Below are 24,229 nucleotides of genomic sequence, written 5' to 3'. Positions count from 1 at the left end.
CAAAACATGAACCTAAGTATATACTTTCGGATAGTATCGCCAAGGATTATTATGTGTTACCATTTTTGATGTGAAGCAATAAAACCTATTTAATAAATAAAAGATGGAGAGTGGAAAGTATGAGAATAAGAATTTTGATGGTGGGAGTACTTGTGGTGGCATTATTGCTTTCTGGGTGTGCAAGAAGCCCAGAGGATGCCAAGAAGGATTTATCCGATAAAAAAAATCAATATAATGAACAAAGCTTTGTAAAAGCAGTAGAGGACCAAAATATGGATATTGTTGAGCTGTTTATCGAGGCAGGAATGAGTCCGAATGTTACGACTGTCAATGGGAGTCCGGTGGTAACCGCAGCTGCAAGCGGCAATCTAGAAATAGTTAAATTTTTGGTTGAAAAAGGGGCTGATATAAATAGTAAGAGCAAGGGTAAGGGGGACTTGACACCACTGTTTGCTGCGATTCTCGGGAACGGGAAAGAAAAAGAAAAGCAGGATACGATTAAGTTTTTGCTGGATAAAGGTGCGGATGTGAATGCGCGTTTTATTTCAAAAGACTTTGAAGCAACACCGCTGATGATGGCGGCGGCGCAAAAGGATACTGAGATTGTCCGATTGATATTGGCAAAAAAACCAGATATCCATGCGGTAGACGCTAGTACGGGAATTACTGCTTTAATGATGGCGGTGCTCAACAATAATGTTGAAAACGCAAAAGAACTTTTGTCACAGGGGGCGGATGTCAATAAAAAAGCGAAAAATAATGCTACAGCCCTTTCTCTTGCTAAACAAGAAAATAATAAGGAAATGATTAGTGTCCTAACTAATGCGGGAGCAAAGTAATTTTTGGTTTTGGGTTGTTTCCAACATGGGAAACTTTGTATCACTTTTGTCTAATAGCTCCTGTTAGAAAGCGAATCAGGATAACCATTCCTGAGATTCTATAGGAGGAAATGCACAAAGATGTTGTTACAAGTAATAAGAAAATTTAAAAAGAAGCAAAGGGACGCTCGTTTCACTTCCTGAAAGAGTGACACCAAGGGACGTTTCCGTTTTGGCACTAAATGGTCCTGAGGTAAAATATGCCAGAAAAGGAAAGTCCCTTTGTGTCTTCCGACATTCCCCGTAATACTCCTAACAGCGAAAAATTTTGTTATTATATGTAAAAATATAGCAGGATATATCATTATAGGTAGAGAAAATAGCCATAACTTACTGAAAAGGAAGTTATGGCTATTTTTACATAAGGGCTATTATGAATAATGAACAATAATTCATATGATATCGTCTCATTAATATAGTACGGATAGTAGAGGAGGCGGAATATGAAGTCACGAACTTTGCAGCGGCAATTTCAATTTTGGACAGTTATTCTTATAGTCATTCCCAGTGTGATGATTATGGCGATTTATACACTCGGACAGATAGAAATCGCTAGGGGAAAAAACCTTGAATTAATGAATCATACAGTAGCATTTCAAAAAAGACTTATTGATCTTTGGCAAGGGGAACGGGCTGCAACCGTTCGTGAAATTAGCCAAGAACCGGCTTTCCGAAGTCTAGATTCGGTGAATATGAATAGCGTTCTCCAGCGAAAGCAGTGGGTCGATCAAAACTTTGATTCGCTGTCTTTTAGCAATAAAGACGGTATCTTTATTGCTTCTACCTTGAGCGGCGGCATCCGTTTTCCTTCAGCGGTAGGTCGGCCGTACTTTTTGGCAGCACAAGACGGAAAAGACTACATTTCTGATGTTGTGATTGGGCGCAACAGCGGACAGCCAATCATCAATTTTTCATCGCCGGTTTACGATAATGAAGGGAACTTCCAGGGACTTATTCTTGGGTCAGTGAAAACAACTACTTTGGAGAATCTGACTCATGAGCAAATGGTTGGACAAACTGGCGAGATTTTACTTGTTAACCATGAAGGTACAATGATCACAGAACCGCAGCATGTTAATGAGTTAATTGCGAAAGGTCTTGTTGAGGGCAGCGCACGGATGCATTTTAAAATAACCAGCGACGCATTTCGTAATATCCAGCTGGGGCAATCAGGAACGGCGTCTTGGGTTGACTATCGGGGCAACAAGGTGCTGGGGGCTTACATTAATGTTCCTGAAAGAGGCTGGACGCTGATTGGCAAGATTAACGAAGAAGAAGTTCTCGCGCCAATATATAAGCATCTGTTGCTCATGGCAGGCGTGACAGGTTGTTTGGTACTACTGATTCTACCGCTGGCTGCAGTGCAGACTAGTCGAATAAAGCAGCCGATTAATTGGCTGGTCAAACAAGCTCGCCTTGTAGCGGTTGAAGAATACGCCATGGTTGGGAAAGACCGTCTTTCGGCAAAGATACCTTACGAGCTTACTATGTTATGCGATACATTTGTGAAGATGAGTGACTCTATGGCAAATACTATTCAGTTACTTAAGGAAAACGAAGCTGCGCTTGCAGACAAAGTGGCTGAAATACAGGAAATGAATGCTGCATTGGAAGAGGAAGTGCAGGAACGGGAGGCAGCCCAGAGCGCATTGGGTAACTTAAATGCCGAATTGGAAAACATAGTACAGCAACGCACACGGGAACTACAGGAAATGAATGCCGCACTGGAAGAGGAGATTTCGGAACGCCAGGCGGCACAAGTGGAATTAAGCCAGAAGAACGCAGCTATTCGCAAGCTGGCTTATACTGATTTGCTCACTGGGTTGCCAAATCGCGCCAATCTGAATGAACGGCTTTTTATGGAAATGGAAAAAGTTAAGCAAAGTGGTGCGGCAGGAGCCGTGGTCTTTATTGATCTGGATGACCTGAAAATGGTTAATGACGCCTTCGGACACAGTTATGGTGATGCGCTCATTAAAATTGCTGGCAAACGTTTGTCTGAATTGGCCGGAGAGCAAGCTTTTACCGCGCGTATCGGTGGGGATGAGTTTATGGTGATATTCCCAGATGTTAACAGGGAATTTATTTCCGGGTTTGCAGATCAGATAATCCGTGAATTCAATCGTGATTTTGAGGTGTTGGATACTCGCTTTCGTGTATCCACTAGTGCTGGTATTGCTATATACCCTGATGATGGAGACACGGCAGAGGAACTTTTCAAAAATGCCGACAATGCAATGTATGCAGCGAAAAAGGCTGGTAAAAACTGTTGGCGTTTTTATCGTGTTGCTATGCAGTCTGATGCCTATGAGAAGGTGCTGCTTGTTAATCAATTGCGATATGCTGTTGAGCGCGGCGAGCTATCACTACATTACCAGCCTCAGGTGAGTGCAAGTGACAGGTCGGTGTTGAGCTTCGAAGCGCTATTGCGATGGAATAATCCAGAGGTTGGTTCAATTTCGCCGACACGTTTTATTCCGTTAGCAGAACAAAGCGGTTTAATACAGGACATTGGAAACTGGGCGCTGCAAGAAGCGTGTATGTTTGTCCGACGGTTAACCGATAACGGTTGGTCGAGTATCCAGATAGCCGTCAATGTATCGCCGCATCAGTTATGTTCCCACGGTATTGCTGACAAGGTTAAACAAGCGATTGCAAAAACGGGAATTGAGCCGTGGCAACTGGAATTAGAAATCACGGAAAATACTTTGATTGCATCTCTAGAAGAAAGTACGCACCAATTGGAAGAACTGTGCGCCATGGGAGTCAGTCTGGCACTCGATGATTTTGGCACCGGCTATTCTTCTCTGACGTATCTTCAATCATTGCCGGTAAAGACTTTAAAAATTGATAAAACATTTATTGATAAACTTTTACTAAATGAGGACCAGAAAACTATTGTTAAAACAATTATAGATTTGGCGCATAACATGAATTTGAGCGTAGTCGCCGAAGGCGTAGAAACAGAAAGCCAGTGTGATTATTTGGTTAATTTTGATTGTGACCGTCTGCAAGGCTATCTTTTTGGCCGGCCAATGCCGGAGGAGGAAGTGATACGCTTTTTGACCTCAACATGATTGATAAAGTTCTTTGGGGAAACAATAGGGACATTCCTTTTCTTTACAAAGGAATGTCCCATGTTCATTTTATTTACGTACCATATCTTTTGTAATTTCACTCAGCCTAAAGGCACCGCACATAGTCATCGTATCTTTTAATTCTTCGGCCAATTTTTCAATATAAACCTTAACACCTTCTTTTTCACCGCCAAAGACAGCGGTTACAAACGGGCGACAGATTATAACACCATCTGCCCCAAGTGCTAGGGCTTTAAAAATACCTGCACCGGAACGGATACCTCCGTCCACTAGAATCTTCATCTCGCTTCCGACAGCGTCTGCAATTTCTGGAAGGACTTCCGCAGTTGACGGACACTGATCCAGTACCCTGCCACCATGATTAGAGACAACAATTGCTTTTGCCCCTGCTTCTTTTGCCTTTAAAGCGGCTTTTATGTTCATAATCCCTTTTACAATAAAGGGTATACCTGCAATTTCAGAAATGCGGCGAAGCTCATCGATTGATTTTCCGCCAGCCGGAGGTGTCATGTTTTTTAAGAAAGGCAATCCGGCTGCATCGATATCCATGGCAACAGCAAAAGCCCCTGACTTATGCACAAGATCCATTTTCGCTTTGATTGTGTCAATATTCCATGGTTTAATTGTAGGAATACCACGACCATTCACCTTAGCTATTGCCGTTGTTGCACTCTCCATGACTTTTGGATTTGTACCATCACCGGTAAACGCAGCTATTCCATTTTCCATGCAGGACGAAACCAGAATATCATTATAAGCCATATCGTCAAATTTTTCACTGTAGTGCATATTTACTGCACCAACAGGTCCGGCAAAGAATGGATACTTAAATGTCTTATCAAATAATTCCAGTGTTGTATCTACCGGTCTATTCTCACATAATGTATCCATATTAACCCGAATTTCCTGCCATTTCTGATAGTTGCGGATGGCTGTGTCGCCAACGCCTTTTGCCCCCGGTCCGGGAATGCTGTTTTTACATGCCATGCCATTGCAGACAGTGCAGGCCTTACAGTGACTCCCCATACAGGTGCGTGCATTTTCCAATAATTCTTGGTAGTTCATAATATTCTCTCCCTTTCCCGGTTTCATAGGATATTCCCATGGCATTCTTCTTCTATGATTTTCAATATTGTTATATGAAATCCTTCTTTGCAATTATTATGTCCAGTTTCGCTATTTATGCCACAATGAAAAAAGTTTACACGGAAAAAAACGATTTTTGTCAGGTTCGAATTTGGGGCCCTGCTATTCTACTATTGTTCTACGAATTAGGACAAGATATAGGTAACGGTGGATCTGTCTTGTCCAAAGACGAATCCACCGTTGTCTTATTGTTGTACAAGTCCTATGTTTAATGGCCGGATGGTATCTACTCCGATTGTATAAATGAGAGTCTGCCCGTTATTCGTTATTTTTTCTATATTTTGATAAACAGAGGTCCCAGGCCCGGCTAAAAAAGGAATTTTGATTTGGTAATCTGTTCCTTCTGAACCGGTGTAGGTAAAGGTCAGTTCATTTTGCCCGGTGGTAAGTGTCTTGAATACTTGCGGTAGCCCTTTATCCAGTAATACTATGCCGATACCGCTAATTGATGCTTTATTACCATTGGGAAACGCAACTTTGCTATTCCAAAAATCAGAGTCGATAGTGACTTTTACGGTTAGCGTTTTATCAGCTGCATAAGCATTTGGTGTGTATATCGCTAATACAAGCAACATGAATCCAGCTAATACAAGTGCCATTGTAATTTTTCTCATTCTACATACCTACCTTTGCTAATTTTTTATTATTTGTTATTTTCCGCATCATATACACGGTCTCCTGCCTAGCAGACCTCTACTTTTTTATATAAGTTCGCAGGATTTTGTATTGGCTATTTTACATAATGGCGAAAACACCTTAAGCAAACAAATGCTTCATGGAGAATGAATTAGATAGCAAATTTGTCGCCAGATAATATGCCCAGGGAGTAATCGCTTAAATTCACCTTTAAAAAATGGAGTAAGAGTAGTATGATGGATATGCCTATATTTTACCGTTAGTTTTGAGGGACTAATAAAAAATATAATTATCAAGGGAGAGAATCCAATTGAAAAAACGATTTGTTCTATGTCTATTGCTGATTTTCTGTTTAGCAATTCCAGTTTGTAGTGCGAATACTAGCTGGAAAGTTCTCCAGCCGTTTGGCTGGAATACAGACCCTGACGGACTTGCATGGTTTAATAATGGAATTAATTTAATTATGCCTATTGGCACTCCTATTTCCGCACCACTACCGGGAACCGTTATCGCCATGGAAACTGATCCGGACGGTTATGGATACTATATTGTGCTAGATCATGGCGACGGTAAACAGACAATCTATGGTCACATTTTGCAAAGTAGCTTTAGCCTCCACAAGCTTGGAGACGCATTTAATAAAGGAGATACGATTGCGTTTTCTGGAAACGAAGGGAATTCAAGCACGCCACACTTACATGTAGGTTATTCTGAAACCAATGACCCATATAAGAGCGGTTGTATTGATCCTATGCCGCTGTTGCTTGGTGCTGGCTGGGATATACAGAACGAAAAAGAAAAAACGGCAGCTCCTTCAAACTAAAAAATAACGCAAACCTAGGGATAGCTACGTTTTCATCATTTTATTAGTCCTGGTTCTAACTTACACCCTGTATGATAAAAATAGGCCCATAGAGGAGTGTCCTGCATTCTGTGGGAAAACTATAGAAACACGGTAGAAAGTGTGTTATACTGCAACTATCTATCATCTATATGATCATATTATTTCTAAAATCCGATAAACCACATGGCAATGACGCCATAACCTATGTTTCAAGGTTATGGCGTCTTTCTGTTTGCAAAAAACAGATAAGTATAAGGGAGGCAGTATTATGTTAGAAACTAGCCAAATTCGTCTTTATTTTGCGTATGGGGTTAATCTTAATCTGCAAAAAGTAAGCCAAATGCTTACAAAACCTCGTGTTACCGGCATTGCTCGCTTATCAAATCATAAAATCGGTTTTTACGGTCATTCGGTAATTTGGGATGGAGCCGTAGAAACGGTTGTTCCGGATAACCAATCAGAGGTCTGGGGAATCTTATATCAGTTGGAAGCTTATGAATGGGAGCAATTAGATAACTTAAAAGATGTTCGGTTAGATGGTACAGGGGAATATTTCCATTATCCTGTAGAAGTATTCGATGAGCAAAATATGCTTAGAGAAGCAAGTTTGTATAAAAAAGCGCAATTAAGAGAGCCCAAGCAGCCTAGCACTGAATACTTAGACATCATTATTCAAGGTGCAAAAGAACAGGGGTTACCTGAAAGTTATATTGCAACTCTACAAGATGTTGCTTCAAAACCTGCTTCCTATTCTGTGCCGCGTCAACTGAAGCAGGATAGGAAGCCTTCCAGCGGATGTGATGGGTGCTCATGAGTTAATTACGGGACAATGGGGACAGGATCGTTGGTAATATAACCATCGTAGTTAGTCACATAATAGAAGGATATAGATGTAATCCGCCGCTTTCTAATAATAGAATAGTGGCGGATTTTCTCAGTTATGATGTTTAAGATAGGTAAGGATATGGTAGTAGTTTGCCAATAATATGGAATTTAGAGGGAAAATAGGTAAACATGTGGAAATATATAGCGCGTAAGAGATGTAATATGTGGGAGTGGGTTTCAAATGAAATTTCAATTTTTGGTCAAGTTGATATCTGCAGTAGGCGTAATGGCAGTGGTATTTCTCTCAGGAACACCACAACAAGCAGCTGTTGTTTTGGCTGCGACGTCAGAAAGTGCTGGAGTTGATCAAATCATTAGCCAGCCGGCAACGAAACAGACGACGGGAGCGGAAGCGGTAAAAGTAGCTGACATTGTTTTGGCGGGAGTAAAATTAAATGGAAAATGGGGGTTTATTAATCCTCAAGGGGAATTTGTCATTCCTGCGGAATGCAAAGAAATCAGAGCATTCCAGGAAGGTCTTATTGCGGTAAAAAAAGATTCCGGCTGGGGTTTTTATAACAAAAATGGTCAGCTGGTGATTCCGGCGGAGTTTGCCGAAGTTGACAATGTTACTGGCGGATTTGTTAAGGTTAAACGAAACGGGAAGTGGGGATATTACGATGTTCGAGGAAAAGTTGTCGTTCCGCTGAATTTTGACGAAGTAAGGGGACTAGGGGAGAATTTAGTTCCGGTCAAGAGCGGGGCAAAATGGGGTTATTACCGAGCCGGTGAACAGCTGGTGATTCCGGTACAGTACAAGGACGCAGGTTTGTTTTCCGAAGGACTGGCGCCGGTAAAAAATGAAGGAAAATGGGGTTATATTAATACAACTGGCAAAGTAAGTATACCTTTTCAATTTGAAGAGGCCTACAGTTTCAGTGAAGGCCTGGCAACTGTGAAGGTAAAAGGTAAGTATGGATTTATCGATCGCAATGGGGTTTTGGTCATCAAAGAAGGCTTTGCGAGTGTGGGCAGTGAAGGTTTCCACGAGGGAATTGCAGCAGTTAAAACTGATAAAAAATGGGGCTATGTTGACAGTAAGGGAAAAGTGATAGCTAAGGGCTATGATCAGGTATTTCCTTTTAAGAACGGCCTGGCAGAAGTTAGAACCATAAAAACCTCTGTTTCCCTTTTTAATGCGGTGCTTTTCGCTGCAGTAGGATCTTCGACTGGGTACTGGGAATTTAATAGCAATGATATTTTGCCGGAAAATACCAAGCGGGGATATATTGATCAGACCGGAAAAGAAGTTATACCGACCAAGTATGATTTTGCCAATGTATTTCATGAAGGACTTGCTACGGTTATGGTGCATGATAAATGGGGAGTGGTAGATAAGACAGGGGCTTTTGTTGTGCCGGATCAATATGACAAAATATCCTCTTATCGCAATGGTTTGGCCCAAGTGGAGAAAGAGGAAAAATGGGGTTTTATCGATAAAACAGGCAAGTTTTTGACGCCGCTGAAATTTGAAGAGGTATCTGCCTTTGGCGATGGCCTGGCGGCAGTTAAAATGTATGGCAAATGGGGATTTATTGATACTGATGGAAAAATGTCAATCCGATTACGCTTTGATGAAATCGGGTTTCCTTCTGCCGATCCATCTTTTTTGGAAGAAAAACTGGGGTTCTTTTGCGGTTATGCAAAAGTAAGAATTAATGACAAATGGGGGCTTATTGATACAACCGGAAAGTTGGTTGTGCCAGCGGAGTTTGACAGTTCTTCAGATCTTATGGGAGGATCCTTTGGGCTGCTAGGCGTGAAGAAAAAAGGGAAATGGGGCTATATGGATGCAAGTGGGAAAATGGTTATTGCTCCGCAATTCAGTGAAATCGGGATTTTTTGGGATCAAGAGTTGTTAGACAGAGAGAAGAGTTACTACCTGCGCTCCTACTAGTTTAGGGTATTGATTTCCAGGTGATTTAACCAAGTAAACAGCGAGCGTCGGGCGTAACAAAGGGGTGCTAATCGAGTAGGAATATCCTGAAAACGCAGGAAGGAGAAACTAACATGAAGATAATAAGGGCTCTAAAAACAATCCTGGCGGTTTTTGTGATAGGGGTAATCGTTAGCCTGTCTTCTACGGTACAGGCCGCGCCAGACATTACGCCAGAGGAAGCACGCCTGATCGCCAAAGAAGCGTATATTTACGGATTTCCTTTGGTAGACAGTTATCGTATCATGAACAAAACTATTGCTGACCGTGTTGCTCCTGAGGCGAAGGGGACCTTTAATACTCTTGTGAATTTTGATCATGTGTTTACGCCAAAAGACAAGACGGTTCAAACACCAAATTCTGACACGCCATACTCTTTTCTTTGCATGGATCTCCGAACCGAACCCATCGTTCTTACAGTGCCGCAAATTAAGAAGGGCCGATATTTTTCGGTTCAATTGATTGACGCATATACTTTTAATTTTGACTACATTGGTAGCCGTACTACTGGCAATGATGGAGGCAGTTACCTCGTTGTTGGGCCAAAGTGGCAAGGAAAAGTTCCCAAAGGAATCAAGAAAGTGTTTCGAGCGGAGACGGAGCTGGTCATAGCGTTTTACCGGACGCAATTGTTCAATCCAGGCGATCTTGAAAATGTCCGAAAGATTCAAGCAGCCTATCGGGTGCAACCCCTGTCTTCTTTTCTTGGCCAACCTGCTCCGAAAGCCGCTCCACAACTGGAACTAGTTGCTTCCTTGACACCGGAAGAGGAAAGGACGTCGTTGGATTTTTTCAATGTACTGAACTTTGTTCTTCGCTTCTGTCCGACGCATCCGTCGGAGCGCGAGCTGATGGAACGCTTTTCTAGAATCGGCGTAGGAGTTGGCTGTGGCTTTGAACCTGATGCATTATCGCCAGAGATGAAGAAAGCCATCCAAGATGGCATGGCGGATGCAGTCTCAGAATTAACTCTTTTTATAAAAGAACAATTGGCGACAGGCAAGCTGAAAAGTGGCGATCTATTTGGTACCAGAGAATACATGAAAAATAACTATCTGTATCGTTGTGCGGGCGCTATGACTGGTATTTACGGCAACTCGAGCCAGGAAGCAATGTATCCAGTTTATCGCAAGGATTCCGACGGGCAGCCTTTTGACGGTGCGAAGAATGCATATGTTATGCGGATTCCGCCCGGCCAATTGCCACCGGTCAATGCGTTTTGGTCATTGACGATGTATGAATTGCCGTCAAGTTTGCTTTCGGCCAATTCGCTGCAGCGTTATCTGATCAATTCCCCGCTGCTGCCGTTCTTGCAACGTGATGCTGATGGCGGAATAACTCTTTACATTCAACATGAGTCTCCCGGTGTCGATAAGGAAACAAACTGGCTTCCTGCTCCGAACGGACCCTTCTGGTGTGCGATGCGCCTTTACTGGCCCAAAGACGAGACATTGAACGGCTTGTGGACACCGCCTGTAATTAAGAAGGCGTATACTGGATAAATTCGGAGGTGCGAACAGTATTAGCATATAATCCAATCGGTCAATGAAGACTCTTCGGCTTTTTAGCAGGAGAGTCTTTTATTTTTAAGGACGGAAAATAAAAAAATGCAATGTTAGTTTAGCAGATAAAGGAGTGTACAATGGTGCTAAGCTAAGTCTTTTTCCAGAAATGGCTTTTTTCATCCATTTTAATGGAGGGTAAAGACTATCACTGTAAGTGGTTCCAGTGATAATACATTTGCCAGTCTTGATTATAAGCGAAACAAAAAACGAAACGAATATCCCCAGTAGCGGGGTATTCGCTTACGCAAAAAGGCACAGACACCAAATTAATGGTGCTGTGCTTTTATTACTAAATTGCTAAAAAGTTGGCGGAGTTACGGCAAAAATTACGGTGGCATCAGAGTCACTAAGATTTTCCCATTTATGATGTAACCCTGCAGGTATTTTTACACTATCTCCTTTTTCAAGGATATTGTTACTATCATTCATATAAAGAGTAACGCTCCCGGAAAGTACATAGGCAACCTCTTCGCCTGTATGGGAAAGGGGGTGCTGAGAAGACTGCGAGTGCGGAGGGAGCTTCATTAGAACCATTTCTATTTCTCCGCTAAGATCTGGTGAGAGTAGTATATATTCCCAGTTATTATGAGGAAATATAATTTTTTTACGATTGTTGGCGCGAGTAATCAAGTTATTAACGTTAACTGTTTCCGTAAAAAGGCTAAAAATTGGTATATTTAAAGCAACTGCAATCATACGAAGAGTATTTAGGGAAGGATTGGCAAGACCGCGTTCAATTTGACTTAATAATGATGATGTTACATTAATTTTTTCAGCTAACTGGCGAATATTGAGGCTTTTATTAATTCTTGCATTGGCAATTTTTTTTCCAAGTTCGAGACTAAAATCGGTATTATCCATTGTGTTCTCCTAATACAGTAATGAGTATCTGTTACAAATTATCTTATCAGAACTTACGCTGTTGCACAACTCTTGCGTAGTCTGTGTTATACTGGGAATCTTAAAAAAATCTTAAAAAGGTAAAAAAGGATTGTAAATTAACCAGAGTATGGTATAATGAAATTAATTAAATACAATTTAACTAATTGAAATCAAATTTAACAAAGGGGTTAAGTATTGATATACTTCCTTATGTTTTGGTTTCAATTTTTTTATTTTCTGCTTGGAGGAAACTGGATGAAACTTACTGCTAAGGGAATAGAACTGGATGAATGGAAAAGAAAATACCCATTAATTGAAGATCTTGTGGCAACTAAAGAGGTATTTTGGACAAACCCGCTTTATGGAAATCAAGATGGGAAAACGCTTAAATCGGTAAGTCGGGCAGATATTGACGATGCTGAGGCCAGGCTTGACAGGTTTGCACCGCTTATCAAAAAGCTATTTCCTGAAACCGAAAAAGCCAATGGGATTATTGAATCCCCGCTTGAGGTTATTAACAACATGCAGCAGACCTTAAACGACGTATGCGGGATTCAGATTCCTGGGGTTCTATATGCAAAGTATGACAGCCATCTCCCAATTTCTGGTTCCATTAAAGCGCGGGGAGGCGTCTATGAAGTGCTGTATGTTGCTGAAACTCTTGCTATTAAGCACTCGCGGCTTTCACGGACAGACAACTATGCAGTGCTGGCAAGTGAAGAATTTCGGAAACTGTTTGGCCGATATTCTATTGTTGTGGGCTCTACGGGAAATCTTGGTCTTAGCATCGGAATTATGGGGGCAGCTTTAGGATTTCGGGTGGTTGTACATATGTCGGCAGATGCTAAACAGTGGAAAAAGGACATGCTGAGAAGCAAAGGAGTTATAGTGATTGAGCATGCTGCCGATTACTCATTGGCAGTTGAAATGGGACGCAAAGAAGCCGAACAAGATGCCGCAAGTTATTTTATTGATGATGAGAATTCGCGTCATCTTTTATTGGGGTATGCTGTAGCCGCTAAGAGACTTAAGCATCAATTGCAAAATCTAAGTATTGTTGTCGACCAAGATCATCCCCTGTTTGTATACTTGCCATGCGGCGTAGGGGGAGGACCCGGCGGTGTTACTTTTGGCCTTAAGTCGATATACGGAGAGCATGTCCATTGCTTTTTTGCCGAACCAACGCACTCGCCAGCGATGCTGCTGGGATTAATGACAGGGCTGCATGAAAAAATATCTGCTCAGGATTTTGGTATTGACAACAAAACTGCTGCCGATGGGCTTGCTGTGGGCAGGCCATCTGGATTTGTTGGAAAAACACTTGAGCGGGATATTGCCGGCGTGTTTACTGTACAAGATGAGCTGCTTTATTTGTTGCTGAAATTGCTGGTTGACTCAGAAAATAGGTTGTTGGAGCCATCTGCATTGGCGGGATTCGCCGGTCCGATACAGCTGCTTACAAGTAAAGCGGGGCGAAGTTTTCTTCAGGATCGAAATCTCGCGGATAAAATGCAGAATGCAATGCACATTATTTGGGCAACAGGGGGGAACATGGTTCCCAAATCGGCGATGGATGAGTTCTACCATCAGGGCGTGCAGGCAGAAAAAAATGCTTTGATGAAAGGGAGGCGTTGGATCTGACAAAATAGCAGAGGATAGCACAGGCACTATAATGGGAAGGGGAGAATCGAAAAAATGTTTGATATTTTAATTAAGCAAGTCAAAGTTGTTGATGGCACAGGAAATCCCTGGTATCAAGCCGATGTAGGTGTAAAGGATGGCAAAATAACCAGTATTGGTAAAGTTTTAGGCGAAGCAAATATCCTGATTGATGGTAAAGGACTTTGCCTAGCACCAGGCTTTATCGATCCCCATGCACATGATGAAGGTTGTATTTTTTCGGAAGAAGCAATATTTAATAAACTGTCTCAAGGGGTTACTACCGATATGTCAGGTAACTGCGGGCTTAGTTTAGCTCCAGTTTCAGACAGGTATTGGAGTGATAACCGCAAAGTTCATACATTGCTTTCTCCGCCCGACTTTATGCAGGAATTTACATCATTTGACCGGTTTCTAGGAAAAATTGCCGAGCGAAGATTGGGAATCAATGTAGGATTTCTAGTCGGTCATGGGGCGCTGAGGATAGCCGTGATGGGCCTTGATAATCGCCCCGCAACAGACTCGGAATTAGAAATGATGAAGGGCTATTTGCGTGAGGCATTAGACAGCGGTGCAGCGGGAATGTCAATCGGCATGCTGTATCCACCTGGAAGTATAGCAAGTAAAGAAGAACTTGTCGAGCTCTGTAAAGTACTTAAAGAGAAAGATAAAATCTTTACCATTCATATCAGGGATGAAGCTGACAATGTAATTGAATCTGTTGAGGAAGCAATCGAAATTGGCCGATTGTCAGGCGCTGCAGTCAACATATCGCATCACAAGGCTATTGGAAAAAATAACTGGGGAAAGATAAAAACAACATTAAGGATGATTGAAGAGGCAAATCAGAGTGGAGTTGAAGTTGGCTTTGATCAATATCCCTATACTGCTAATTGTACCTACTTGAATACAATATTGCCGCCAAGCTATCTTGTAGGAGCCCAATCCGAACGGCTTGTTCTAAACTTAAAGGACGCCAAGTTTCGTGAAAAGGCTAAGGCTGACATACTTTGCGGTAAGGAAACATGGGACAACTACGCAGTAAATGTAGGGTTTGACAGAATGTTAATTATTAAAGCTGACGCCACCCCAAAAATAGTTGGAAAAACTGTCGTAGAATACGCCCACTTAATTGGAAAAGACCCGTTTGATACAGCTTTTGACGTGCTTGCTGAAAATGACTTGGATGTTCTTGGAATATACTTTAGCATGTCTGATGATGATGTGGAAGAAGTTATGAAAAATTATTATGGAATGGTCGGAACAGACGGTATTTATACTAGTCATAATCAGCGGACGCATCCTCGCATAAAAGGGTCATTTCCACGCGTGTTAGGAAGGTATGTCAGGGAAAAAAAGGTGCTGAGACTAGAAGATGCTATAAGAAAAATGACGTCTTTACCGGCGCAAAGGATGCGGCTGAAGAAGAAGGGGCTTATTAAAGAAGGTCTTGACGCGGATTTGGTTGTTTTTGATCCTGAAACAATTTGTGATACGGCCGATTATATCGAGAATAACTATGGTGAAAACCAAGGTATTCATTATGTTATTGTTAACGGCAAGGTTGCCTTGCAAAATAACGAGTATACGGGGGCTGCTTCAGGCAGAGTTATTCGTATTAAATAAATATTACCAAAGGACGTGATAAGATATGGAATTTAAATGGAAGCATCGTTATACAGTATTAATGATTATGTTTGCAACCTATTTACTTTGTTATATGGACAGAATGGTCATGGCATCTGCTATTCCCTTTATAGCAGACGAGTTTGGCTTATCGCCCCTGGAAATGGGCGGGGTTATGAGTGCTTTCTTTTTTAGCTATGCAATATTGCAGATTCCAGGAGGAGTGCTTGCCGATAAATTTGGTTCGCGTCCTGTGCTGACTTTTGGAATTGCGTGGTGGTCTATTTTTACAGCGGTAACAGGATGGGCTAGTTCGCTCAGTTCTATGATTGCTATCCGTGTAATATTTGGTATTGGCGAAGGCATATTTCCGCCTGCGGCATTTAAGACTATCGCTTCGTGGTTTCCTAAGAAGGAAGTGGGCCGGGCCAATGGATTTATGCTTACCACCAACTCCCTTGGACCAGCATTAGCGCCGCTTTTTGTGTCGGCGTTAGTGGTTGCATGGGGCTGGCGTTCGGTTTTTTTTAGCCTTTTTATCCCGGGAATTATTATTGCAGCATTGGTATGGGTTTACGTAAAAAGTTCTCCATCTGAAAGCAAATATATGTCTCAAAATGAATTGGCAGAATATCAGGAGGACACGGCAGAAGATATTGTAGCAGCTAAAAAACTCGGCTTGTCCGAATTGGTAAAGATGCCTCTGGTATGGTGGTGCTTCCTAACGCTGTTTTTTTACAATATCGCTTTTGGGGGCATTGCAAGCTGGCTGCCTACCTATTTGCTTAAATCCAGGGGATTCGGAATCACCCAAATGGGTATAGGGGCATCACTGCCTTTCTTTATGGGAACTATCGGGTATTACATTAGCGGTCATTTGTCTGATAAATATTTTAAGAACAGCCGCCAGATACCTGTAATTATCGGTGCTGTGATTGGAGCGGTATTTACTTGTCTTACTGTTTTAGCCCCATCAGGCGTTATGGCTGTGGTCTTCCAGATGATTGGCTTTTTCTTTATAACCATTGGCAGCGGGGCTATATTTACACTGCCGGTAGCTGCATTGCCAAGTGCGGTGGTTGGTTCAGCGATGGGAGTAGTGAATACAGCCGGTCAAATAGCTGGTTTTTTGTCACCTTTAATAGTAGGCTATATGCTGACCGTGACGAATAATAATTTTCACATTGTGTTTTATTTTTTTGTAGTATGTCTGCTCATTTCCGCAGTTTTTGCACAGCGAATTAAACAAAAAAAGGTTACCCCACAGGAAGTAAGCGCTTGATAAAGGTAGTGTAATATCTAGTGTTACTTACGACAAAATACGATCAGTCTATTCATCAAATTTTCCGGAATTAAGATGTTTGAGCTGGAAACCATTGTTAAAGTTGAACTGAACCCTGAAAACGGACAATGACAAATACCCCCATTTGTAGAAAATGTAACTACGAATGGGGGTATTACTGTAAAAGGGAGCAAAGAAACGGCAGACCGTGTGAAAACGCCCTTAATATTTCACTGTAAAAATGATTTTTTACTAGACAAAAATTCTGCACCGTCACTAACTGATACTGGAATATAAAAAAATGAGAATCAGCCTTGTTTATCCCAGGGCTAGTTCTCGTTTTTCCCGCAGTCTTTTTAAAATTTCTTTCGGTCCTAATAGATTTATGGCTCGCCTAAAGTTATAGGCCAAAAAGGACAAAGCAATCTCCCCGCTGACCGACAGCTTTCGCTTGGTCAGAAAGTAGTACGCTCCCCATCCTCGTTTTATTGTGCCAAAGACGTGCTCTATAATCATTTGCCTAAGCTGATATTTTTCCTTGTTAATTTCAGTCTGCAGATCGATAGTATCTAAAAAATCCTGATCGACATGACGGCAGATACTACGTCCTTTTTGGCTCTTAGTGCAACGCTCTTTATATTGGCAGGAACTACAGGCATCATAATTTCTATACTCGTATCCATAAATCCCTCTAGCTTTGCTACTTCGGTTCTTAGCGAAATATAGCTCTTTGCTTGCTGGGCATATGTATACTTTCTTTTCGGAATCATAGCGAAATCTATCAGTATAAAAGTCTCTATCTCCAGTTCCATTTGAATAGACTTGCTTGGTTACATAGGGCGTGATATGTTTTGCTACACATTTTTTCAGATCTTCTGCTTTATAATAGCCCTTATCGGCTAGAACTTCTAGGGTCTTAGCTCCAAATACGGTTTTGGCGCGAAGCGCCATGTTGTCCAATTCACCAAGATCGTTTGGATTAGTAGTTACTTTAAAATCAGCAATCAACTTATTCTTAGCATCTACCGTCGTTTGTATATTATAGCTTACATCCACGTTGTTATTGTTATTGCACATCAATCTGGCATCAGGATCGTTAGTGGAGATTTCGTTGTCCCCTGTTTTATGTAGTTGTTCTTGGTAGTGCTCATATTTTTGCTTACGATTACGGAGTTCTTGTATTCGCTTTTGGACTTCCTCGGTACTAAGTTTTCTATCAGCGGCTTCGGCTTGATCGCCAGCTTCTAGATCCTTAAGATATGTATCGATTTTTTCGTCGATATATTGGATGTGTCGCTCTAGTTTTTTTGCGCTATAATTATTTCGCTTGCTATTGCAGGCACGAATCTTTGTACCGTCTATGGCTACCATTTCCTTGCCGAACAAATCCCATTCATCGCACAGACGGACAAATTGCCTAAATACAGCCTTTAGTGCTTTTTTATTATCTCTACGGAAATCAGCAATTGTTTTAAAATCAGGTTTAAGTTTTTTTAAAAGCCAAATTACTTCTATATTGCGGCGCGCCTCGTGTTCAAGTCTACGGGACGAGCGGATTCGATTAAGATATCCATACAGATAAAGTTTAAGCAGATCTTTGGGGTTATAGGGTGGACGTCCATTGTTCGAGCAGACTGCTTTCTGAAATTTTAGCTCCTTCATATCTAACTGTTCAACATATTCATCGATGATACGAACAGGATTCTCTTCATGAATGTACTCGTCGAAGCTTTCAGGAAACAGATAGGTTTGATTCCGTTCTTCACCCTTTATATAGCCCATACATCCACCTTCTTGCACTTTATTCTATATCTATATTTTATCATATTTGGTCATTTATGTAATCAATAATATCTACTTTTCACACAGTCTGACGGTTCGAAACCACTGAAAAATGCTCTCTTTTACGCAGAAATCCTAGCCCGACGCAGATCCGTTTGGGGCGAAAAGAATGTAAGAAAGTTCTTAGGGCAAATGAAAAGTTGATTCCTGTTTGTTTGGAATAAATTGGGAAAAATACTTGATTCCCCAACAATTTTATAGTATAATATAAAATTGTGGTCTAAAAAGGGAAGCAAGTTATACCAAAAAAGGGAGCATGAGGAAAATGATTTCCAAAAATATCTGAGCAGATTAAAAAAATAGCTGACTCTATAAATAACATGGCAACTGACAGCCGAACCATGCTGACAGCTATTCAACAAATAGATAAAATAAGCAAAGATAATGCGGCAGAGACACAATCAGTTTCGGCTGCTATTGAGGAACAGTCGGCTTCGATGCAGGAAATTGCTTCTTCCAGTCAAAACTTAGCTGTGTTGGCAAGTGACTTACGGTCAGCGGCTGAAAAATTTAAGTTTTAACATTGCAGAAAAACACGGGAAAATTGCGCGCTCTGTTCCGTGTTTTTTATGTGCAGGCATAAAAAAGAACTCCTATCAAATTTCTTGCAAATTTGGCAGGAGTTTGTGTTTTTAAAAATTGGTATACAAATTTTACCAAAGATAGACAAGGATATCTTGTAGCAAAGCCTTATTATCTAATTTAGCATTTTTTGGAGGTTTAAACGATGTACAAAATGAGCAGAAGAAATTTTTTAAAGCTATCAGGCATAGTAGCCAGTGCTACGCTTATAGGACCAATAGGGTACTTTTCCCTTAAGTCAACGGTTTTGGCTCAGGCGGACGATGAGACCCGTATTGTGCCAGTTGTTTGCAATCACAACTGCGGCGGTCGCTGTCAACTGAAAGCTTGTGTACGAAACGGAAAAATCATAAGGCTCATTACAGATGATTCACCAGATATGGAAAATATGCCGCAGCTGCGGGCCTGCCTTAGAGGGCGATCTACTGCCAATCGGCTGTACCATCCTGATCGGCTCAAATACCCGATGAAACGTGTGGGTAAGCGAGGAGAAGGTAAGTTTCAGCGTATTTCCTGGGATGAGGCCACCAGCCTTATAGCGCAAAATCTTAAAGATGTACTTGACAAGTATGGCAACCATGCCGTGTATATCCAATATGGTACTGGTGACCGGGGTGCTGTATCCGGTCGGTTTAGTGCGTTCCGGTTGATGAATTTGTTGGGAGGCTATTTGAGTTATTATAATAGCTACAGTTCTGCCTGTGCTAACTATGCTGCTCCCTATATATTGGGCAGTCAGCTTGATAACAATGGTTATGATACCTTAGTACATTCCAAGTTGATTATATTAAACGGTTTTAATCCGGCTGAGACTATCTTTGAAACCAATTCCAACTATTGGCTGGCCAAAGCCAAAACAGCCGGCGCAAAAATCATTGTCATTGATCCCCGCTATTCGGAGACAGCTGCTACTTTTGCCGATCAATGGATTGCTATAAAGCCAACCACTGACACAGCTCTTTTTGTGGCTATGGCCTATGTCATCATTCAGGAGAACCTTCAAGATCAAGCTTTCCTGGATAAGTATTGCCTGGGTTTTGATGAAGCCCATATGCCGGAAGGGGTTCCAGCCGGTAATTCTTTTAAAAGCTATGTTTTAGGTGAAGGGGATGGACAGCCCAAAACTCCTGAATGGGCCGAAACAATTACCGGCATTGATGCTCAAACCATTCGCCAACTAGCTATTGATTATGCCACAGCCAAGCCTGCCCAATTGATGCAGGGGCTTGGGCCACAGCGTCATGCTCAGGGCGAGTTATCGGTACGGATGGGCGCGGTTTTGGGAGCCATCACCGGCAATATCGGGAAACTGGGTGGCGGTAGCGGTGCGAGTGAGGGAGGCAGAAAGAACAATTTAAAAATAAAAACTACCTTACCTGTCGGCACAAACGCTGTCAAAACATCTATTCCGGTGTTCTTGTGGACTGATGCTATTGTACGGGGCACGGAAATGACGGCGGCCGATGGGGTAAAAAATGGCCCCCTCAAAAGCAATATCAAATTTATCTGGAATATGGCCAGCAATACTTTGATAAACCAGCATTCAGATATTAATAAAACAAAAAAGATCTTACAGGATGAGAATTTGGTGCAGTTTATTGTGGCTTCTGACCATTTTATAACCCCCAGCCTCAAATTTGCTGATGTTATTTTGCCTTCTGATCACGCCTTTGAACGGGAGGATCTTGGCTATCCATGGTCTGGTGATCGGTATGTACTTCTGGGGAGTAAAGCTGTAGATGCACCAGGCGAGTGCAAGCGTGATTATTGGTGGATTAGCCAGGTTGCTGAAAAGTTAGGTGTGGGAGATCGCTTTACTGAAGGTAAAAGCGACGTAGATTGGCTAAAAACCATTGTGGCTGATGCCCAGAAGAACGAGCCGGGTTTTCCAGCCTGGGAAGAGTTGAAGCAGGCTGGTTGTTTTAAAAAAGAAGCTAACCTTCATGTAGCCTACACTAAGGAGATCAGTGATCTGGGAGGATACCCCTTTAAAACCCCATCAGGGAGAATTGAGATTTTTTCAAAAAGCCTGTTCGCTATGAACCATCCGGAAATTCCTGGTGTGCCTAAATATATTGCTGCCTGGGAGGGGCCGTCAGATCCGCTGATAGAAAAATATCCGCTGCAGTGTATCGGTCCCCATATAAAACGGCGGACTCACTCTATCTTTGACGAAACACCGTGGCTGGAAGAAGCTGAAGGGCAGACTATGTGGATGCATCCCGATGATGCCGCTGTTCGGGGCATCAGTGATGGAACCAAGGCTAAGGTTTATAATGACCGCGGTGCCCTCGTTATTCCTGTTCGACTTACGCAACGTATTCGCCCTGGGGTTGTTGCTATTCCGCAAGGTGCTTGGTATACACCGAATACAGAAGGCGTTTGTCAGCGCGGCTGCATCAACATTCTGACTAGCCAGCGGCCTACTCCGTTAGCCCATGGCAATGCCCAGCATACTATATTGGTTCAAGTAGCCAAGCAATAAGGAAAAGGAGATTTTGCAATGAATAGTAATCAACTAGCTTTTTACGTCGATACCACTAAATGCATTAATTGTAGAACCTGTGAAATCGCCTGCAAGGATATTAACCAAGCAGATCCCGGTCAAAGGTTAAGAAAAGTCCGTACCGTCGAAGGCGGCGAGTTTCCCAACGTTTATGTATATAATGTTTCTATGTCCTGCAATCATTGTGAAGACCCGGCCTGCGCCAAGGTTTGTCCGGCCAAGGCTTATACGAAAAGAGTGGAAGACGGTCTTGTAGTTCATGATCCAGAGCGTTGCATCGGCTGTAAATATTGTACTTGGGCGTGCCCTTATGGCGCGCCGCAGTTTAGTGCCGCTAGCGGCAAGGTAAAAAAATGTAATATGTGCCTGGAAAACATAAAAGACGGTGAGCAACCTGCCTGCGTGTCAGCTTGTCCTATGCGGGCTATCGAAGTCGGTAAACTTTCTGAGTTTGCCAATCGTCCTGGCGCCACTATTTCCATTCGCCATATTCCTTCACCTGAGACTACCAATCCATCTTCTCGTTTTAAGGTAAAACCGGAAGCCATAAAAGGAGGGAATGCATAAATGGAATGGTCATTAATTATATTTACCACTATGTTGCAGCTAGCCTGCGGCTTAAGTCTGGCTACACTTAGGCTGCAGCGTAACACAGCTTACAACCCCCAAGTTAGAATCGCCGCTATGGCAATTTTTCCGATAGTAGCCTGCGGCATGCTAATAGCTATGTTTCACTTAGGCAAACCGACTAATGGTGCATATGCCCTGACGAATATTGCTACGTCCTGGCTGAGCCGGGAAAATCTCCTCAGTGGGGCCTTTGCTGGTGCTGCCTGTTTATATAGCTTTACCTGGTGGAAACACAAGGAGAGTTATCGCACTGCATTGGGTATTATCACTAGTTTGCTTGGTCTCTGTGCTGTCACGGCCAGTGCTATGGTATATCTGATTCCAGTACAAATAGTATGGAATTCCGGCTGGGTGCCGCTGTCCTTTTTTGCCACCACATTATTGTTTAGTTCTTTTACGGTATTTTTCCTTAACTCCTCAACTGATAACCGGCCTGTGATCAAGAGTTCGCTGCTAATTATGGGAATATGCGGGTTTGCTTTGCTCATTTCCGTATTGTGGATGCTTTCAATGCTAGGCCAGGATACCGGAGATCAATATCTAGCAGCCAAGCTTCAGGCTGTTTTTAAAGCAATAGTCAGCGAATATTTGCCATGGCTTTTGGTCTATGTACTTTTTGCTTGTGTGTTACCTATCGGACTGGCATTTACATACTGGTCAGATGGCAAAGCAGCTACTGTCAATTCTCGAGTTTGCCTTCTCAGCTTTATTTTTATATTGGTTGGTTCCATTGTCGGGCGATCGCTATTGTATGTCGTGGGGCCAGGTAGTTTTTCTCCTTTTTAATCTAGAAGAATTGAGGAAACAAAACGAAATCCATCGACTTCCATTTTTATCGGAAGCGGTGGATTTTATTAATACCAGTAAAAATCCTTACTGGACATCGGATTTTGGCCGGTAACAAGGTTGTCGTCTATGACAACATGCTCGGTAAAACTAGCCCCCGCCTGGTGGTTGGCCCCCTGTTCTGCAAGACGGCTTTCTAGCATGTCAAAAGCCATATAATTATTTACAAAAAGGTCCAAGTGTGTTTTAATATAGTTAGTTAGTGCTAACTAATAAAGCGATTAGCGAGGGGAGAGTTATTTTCTGGACAGGAGGGAATTTATAAAGTACTGTTGGGCCGGGGGAATTGCACTGGGGGCTGGCTCAATTTTTTACACATGGCTGAAGATGGAAGATGAAGGTACATTGAGAAAAGGTTATACTTTGCAATATGTACAGGGTTTAAGTGAAGAGGAAATTGAACTATTATATTTGGCATCTCTTGCTCCTAGTGGTCACAATACGCAGCCTTGGAGGATAACAATAAAGAAAGACAAACTATGGGGAATAGGCTCAGATAAGACACGATGGCTACCGGCGGTTGATCCTGATAATCGAGAAATGATATTGTCACTAGGCGCTTTTATTGAGAATCTGTCGGTAGCAGCGGGAATACAAGGATATGAAGCAGAAGTTAATGTTACTGGGAAAGATAATTTTAGCTCTGAAATAGCAGAGGTTAAATTAATGAAAGGGAAAGAGACAAGTGTTTCTGACAGCGCGATAAAAGAACGGAGGACGGTAAGAAAGCACTTGCTTACAAGTCCAATGAAGGAGGAAGATATAAAATATCTGGTAGGAAATAATGAAAACACAATCTTTTATTATCCGCTGGCTTCTAAAGAAGGCTCATATCTGAGCGAAGCTACCTTGCTGGCAAATAAAACTCAAGTAGATAGGGAAGATACGCAGAAGGAGTTAGCCGAATGGATCAGATGGACTGCGCGTGAGGCCAGAAAACATCGTAACGGTCTTACTCCTGAAAGCATGGAGATGACAGGAATTGTTCGTTGGTATGCAGAAAACTTCTTACGTAAAGGAGATGTACTAAATAAGACGTTTAGAAATGAGACAATAAAGTTAGTTCAGGAACAGGTGCAAAACTGTGCTGGATGGCTGGTTGTGCAAAGCGAAAATACCATTGTAACGGACTTGATAAACGCGGGAAGAGTATTCCAGTCAGCTTGGCTGCGTGCTCGCGAAAAGTTGATTGCTTTTCATCCTATGACCCAGGTATTAGAAGAAGCTCCCTGGCGGATGGAACTGGCTAAGGAACTTGGCCATACTGGAAGTATACAGTTCGTAGCACGGATAGGATATATTAAAGAGTATCCGCAACCAGTTAGTTTACGTATGCCTATGTCTAAAATAATTGTCACTGAGGACAGATGCAAATAATAGTCGAGG

18 protein-coding genes are annotated in these 24,229 nt (G+C 42.2%); 14 read left to right on the top strand and 4 right to left on the bottom strand.

Annotation, left to right across the window (positions count from 1 at the left end; all coding sequences use genetic code 11):
* Positions 1 to 119: 119 nt before the first annotated feature.
* Positions 120 to 839 (top strand): ankyrin repeat domain-containing protein, encoded by a 720-nt coding sequence (locus ACZ449_RS18525; protein ID WP_464257538.1) that lies wholly within the window; start codon positions 120 to 122, stop codon positions 837 to 839.
* A 482-nt stretch (positions 840 to 1,321) separates the two neighbouring features.
* On the top strand, positions 1,322 to 3,955 hold the full coding sequence (locus ACZ449_RS18520; protein WP_464257537.1) for a bifunctional diguanylate cyclase/phosphodiesterase: 2,634 nt from the start codon (positions 1,322 to 1,324) through the stop codon (positions 3,953 to 3,955).
* Positions 3,956 to 4,024: 69 nt separating this feature from the next.
* On the opposite strand, the gene ACZ449_RS18515 is transcribed toward ACZ449_RS18520, so the two are convergent.
* Together ACZ449_RS18515 and ACZ449_RS18510 are read right to left on the bottom strand one after the other, a co-directional pair.
* On the bottom strand, positions 4,025 to 5,041 hold the full coding sequence (locus tag ACZ449_RS18515; RefSeq protein ID WP_464257536.1) for an alpha-hydroxy-acid oxidizing protein: 1,017 nt from the start codon (positions 5,039 to 5,041) through the stop codon (positions 4,025 to 4,027).
* A 266-nt stretch (positions 5,042 to 5,307) separates the two neighbouring features.
* Positions 5,308 to 5,736 (bottom strand): hypothetical protein, encoded by a 429-nt coding sequence (locus tag ACZ449_RS18510; RefSeq protein ID WP_464257535.1) that lies wholly within the window; start codon positions 5,734 to 5,736, stop codon positions 5,308 to 5,310.
* Positions 5,737 to 6,068: 332 nt separating this feature from the next.
* On the opposite strand from ACZ449_RS18510, the gene ACZ449_RS18505 reads away from it, so the two are divergent.
* From ACZ449_RS18505 to ACZ449_RS18490, 4 genes are all read left to right on the top strand, one after another.
* Positions 6,069 to 6,581, top strand: a complete 513-nt coding sequence (locus tag ACZ449_RS18505) for a M23 family metallopeptidase (protein WP_464257534.1) — start codon at positions 6,069 to 6,071, stop codon at positions 6,579 to 6,581.
* Between the two features lie 289 nt (positions 6,582 to 6,870).
* Positions 6,871 to 7,416, top strand: coding sequence for a gamma-glutamylcyclotransferase (locus ACZ449_RS18500; RefSeq protein WP_464257533.1), 546 nt, complete (start codon positions 6,871 to 6,873; stop codon positions 7,414 to 7,416).
* A gap of 252 nt (positions 7,417 to 7,668) precedes the next feature.
* Complete coding sequence (locus tag ACZ449_RS18495; protein WP_464257532.1) at positions 7,669 to 9,384, top strand: WG repeat-containing protein; 1,716 nt, start codon at positions 7,669 to 7,671, stop codon at positions 9,382 to 9,384.
* 113 nt (positions 9,385 to 9,497) lie between these two features.
* The gene (locus tag ACZ449_RS18490; RefSeq protein ID WP_464257531.1) at positions 9,498 to 10,925 is read left to right on the top strand and encodes a DUF1254 domain-containing protein; all 1,428 of its coding nucleotides are present in this window, start codon (positions 9,498 to 9,500) and stop codon (positions 10,923 to 10,925) included.
* A 360-nt stretch (positions 10,926 to 11,285) separates the two neighbouring features.
* Here the strand turns inward: ACZ449_RS18490 and ACZ449_RS18485 are convergent, their stop codons facing one another.
* Positions 11,286 to 11,849, bottom strand: a complete 564-nt coding sequence (locus ACZ449_RS18485; protein ID WP_464257530.1) for a helix-turn-helix domain-containing protein — start codon at positions 11,847 to 11,849, stop codon at positions 11,286 to 11,288.
* A 276-nt stretch (positions 11,850 to 12,125) separates the two neighbouring features.
* Between ACZ449_RS18485 and ACZ449_RS18480 the strand changes: the two genes are divergently transcribed.
* The 3 genes from ACZ449_RS18480 to ACZ449_RS18470 are packed head-to-tail and all read left to right on the top strand — an operon-like array spanning position 12,126 to position 16,437.
* A complete protein-coding gene (locus ACZ449_RS18480; protein WP_464257529.1) occupies positions 12,126 to 13,511 on the top strand; it encodes a D-serine ammonia-lyase in 1,386 nt (461 codons plus the stop codon).
* A 54-nt stretch (positions 13,512 to 13,565) separates the two neighbouring features.
* The gene (locus ACZ449_RS18475; protein ID WP_464257528.1) at positions 13,566 to 15,155 is read left to right on the top strand and encodes an N-acyl-D-amino-acid deacylase family protein; all 1,590 of its coding nucleotides are present in this window, start codon (positions 13,566 to 13,568) and stop codon (positions 15,153 to 15,155) included.
* 25 nt (positions 15,156 to 15,180) lie between these two features.
* Complete coding sequence (locus ACZ449_RS18470; protein WP_464257527.1) at positions 15,181 to 16,437, top strand: MFS transporter; 1,257 nt, start codon at positions 15,181 to 15,183, stop codon at positions 16,435 to 16,437.
* 318 nt (positions 16,438 to 16,755) lie between these two features.
* On the opposite strand, the gene ACZ449_RS18465 is transcribed toward ACZ449_RS18470, so the two are convergent.
* Positions 16,756 to 18,219, bottom strand: a complete 1,464-nt coding sequence (locus tag ACZ449_RS18465) for an IS1182 family transposase (RefSeq protein ID WP_464257526.1) — start codon at positions 18,217 to 18,219, stop codon at positions 16,756 to 16,758.
* 380 nt (positions 18,220 to 18,599) lie between these two features.
* On the opposite strand from ACZ449_RS18465, the gene ACZ449_RS18460 reads away from it, so the two are divergent.
* From ACZ449_RS18460 to ACZ449_RS18440, 5 genes are all read left to right on the top strand, one after another.
* Entirely contained in the window at positions 18,600 to 18,800 is a 201-nt protein-coding gene (locus ACZ449_RS18460) for a hypothetical protein (RefSeq protein ID WP_464257525.1), read from the top strand.
* Between the two features lie 206 nt (positions 18,801 to 19,006).
* The gene (locus ACZ449_RS18455; RefSeq protein ID WP_464257524.1) at positions 19,007 to 21,346 is read left to right on the top strand and encodes a DMSO/selenate family reductase complex A subunit; all 2,340 of its coding nucleotides are present in this window, start codon (positions 19,007 to 19,009) and stop codon (positions 21,344 to 21,346) included.
* A gap of 18 nt (positions 21,347 to 21,364) precedes the next feature.
* Positions 21,365 to 21,934, top strand: a complete 570-nt coding sequence (locus ACZ449_RS18450) for a 4Fe-4S dicluster domain-containing protein (protein WP_464257523.1) — start codon at positions 21,365 to 21,367, stop codon at positions 21,932 to 21,934.
* Complete coding sequence (locus tag ACZ449_RS18445; protein WP_464257522.1) at positions 21,935 to 22,783, top strand: dimethyl sulfoxide reductase anchor subunit family protein; 849 nt, start codon at positions 21,935 to 21,937, stop codon at positions 22,781 to 22,783. It abuts the gene before it with no gap.
* 423 nt (positions 22,784 to 23,206) lie between these two features.
* Entirely contained in the window at positions 23,207 to 24,220 is a 1,014-nt protein-coding gene (locus tag ACZ449_RS18440) for an Acg family FMN-binding oxidoreductase (RefSeq protein WP_464257521.1), read from the top strand.
* Positions 24,221 to 24,229: the final 9 nt, after the last annotated feature.

Source organism: Desulfosporomusa polytropa, assembly GCF_055380075.1.
This window is presented reverse-complemented; position numbering and strand designations above follow the sequence as displayed.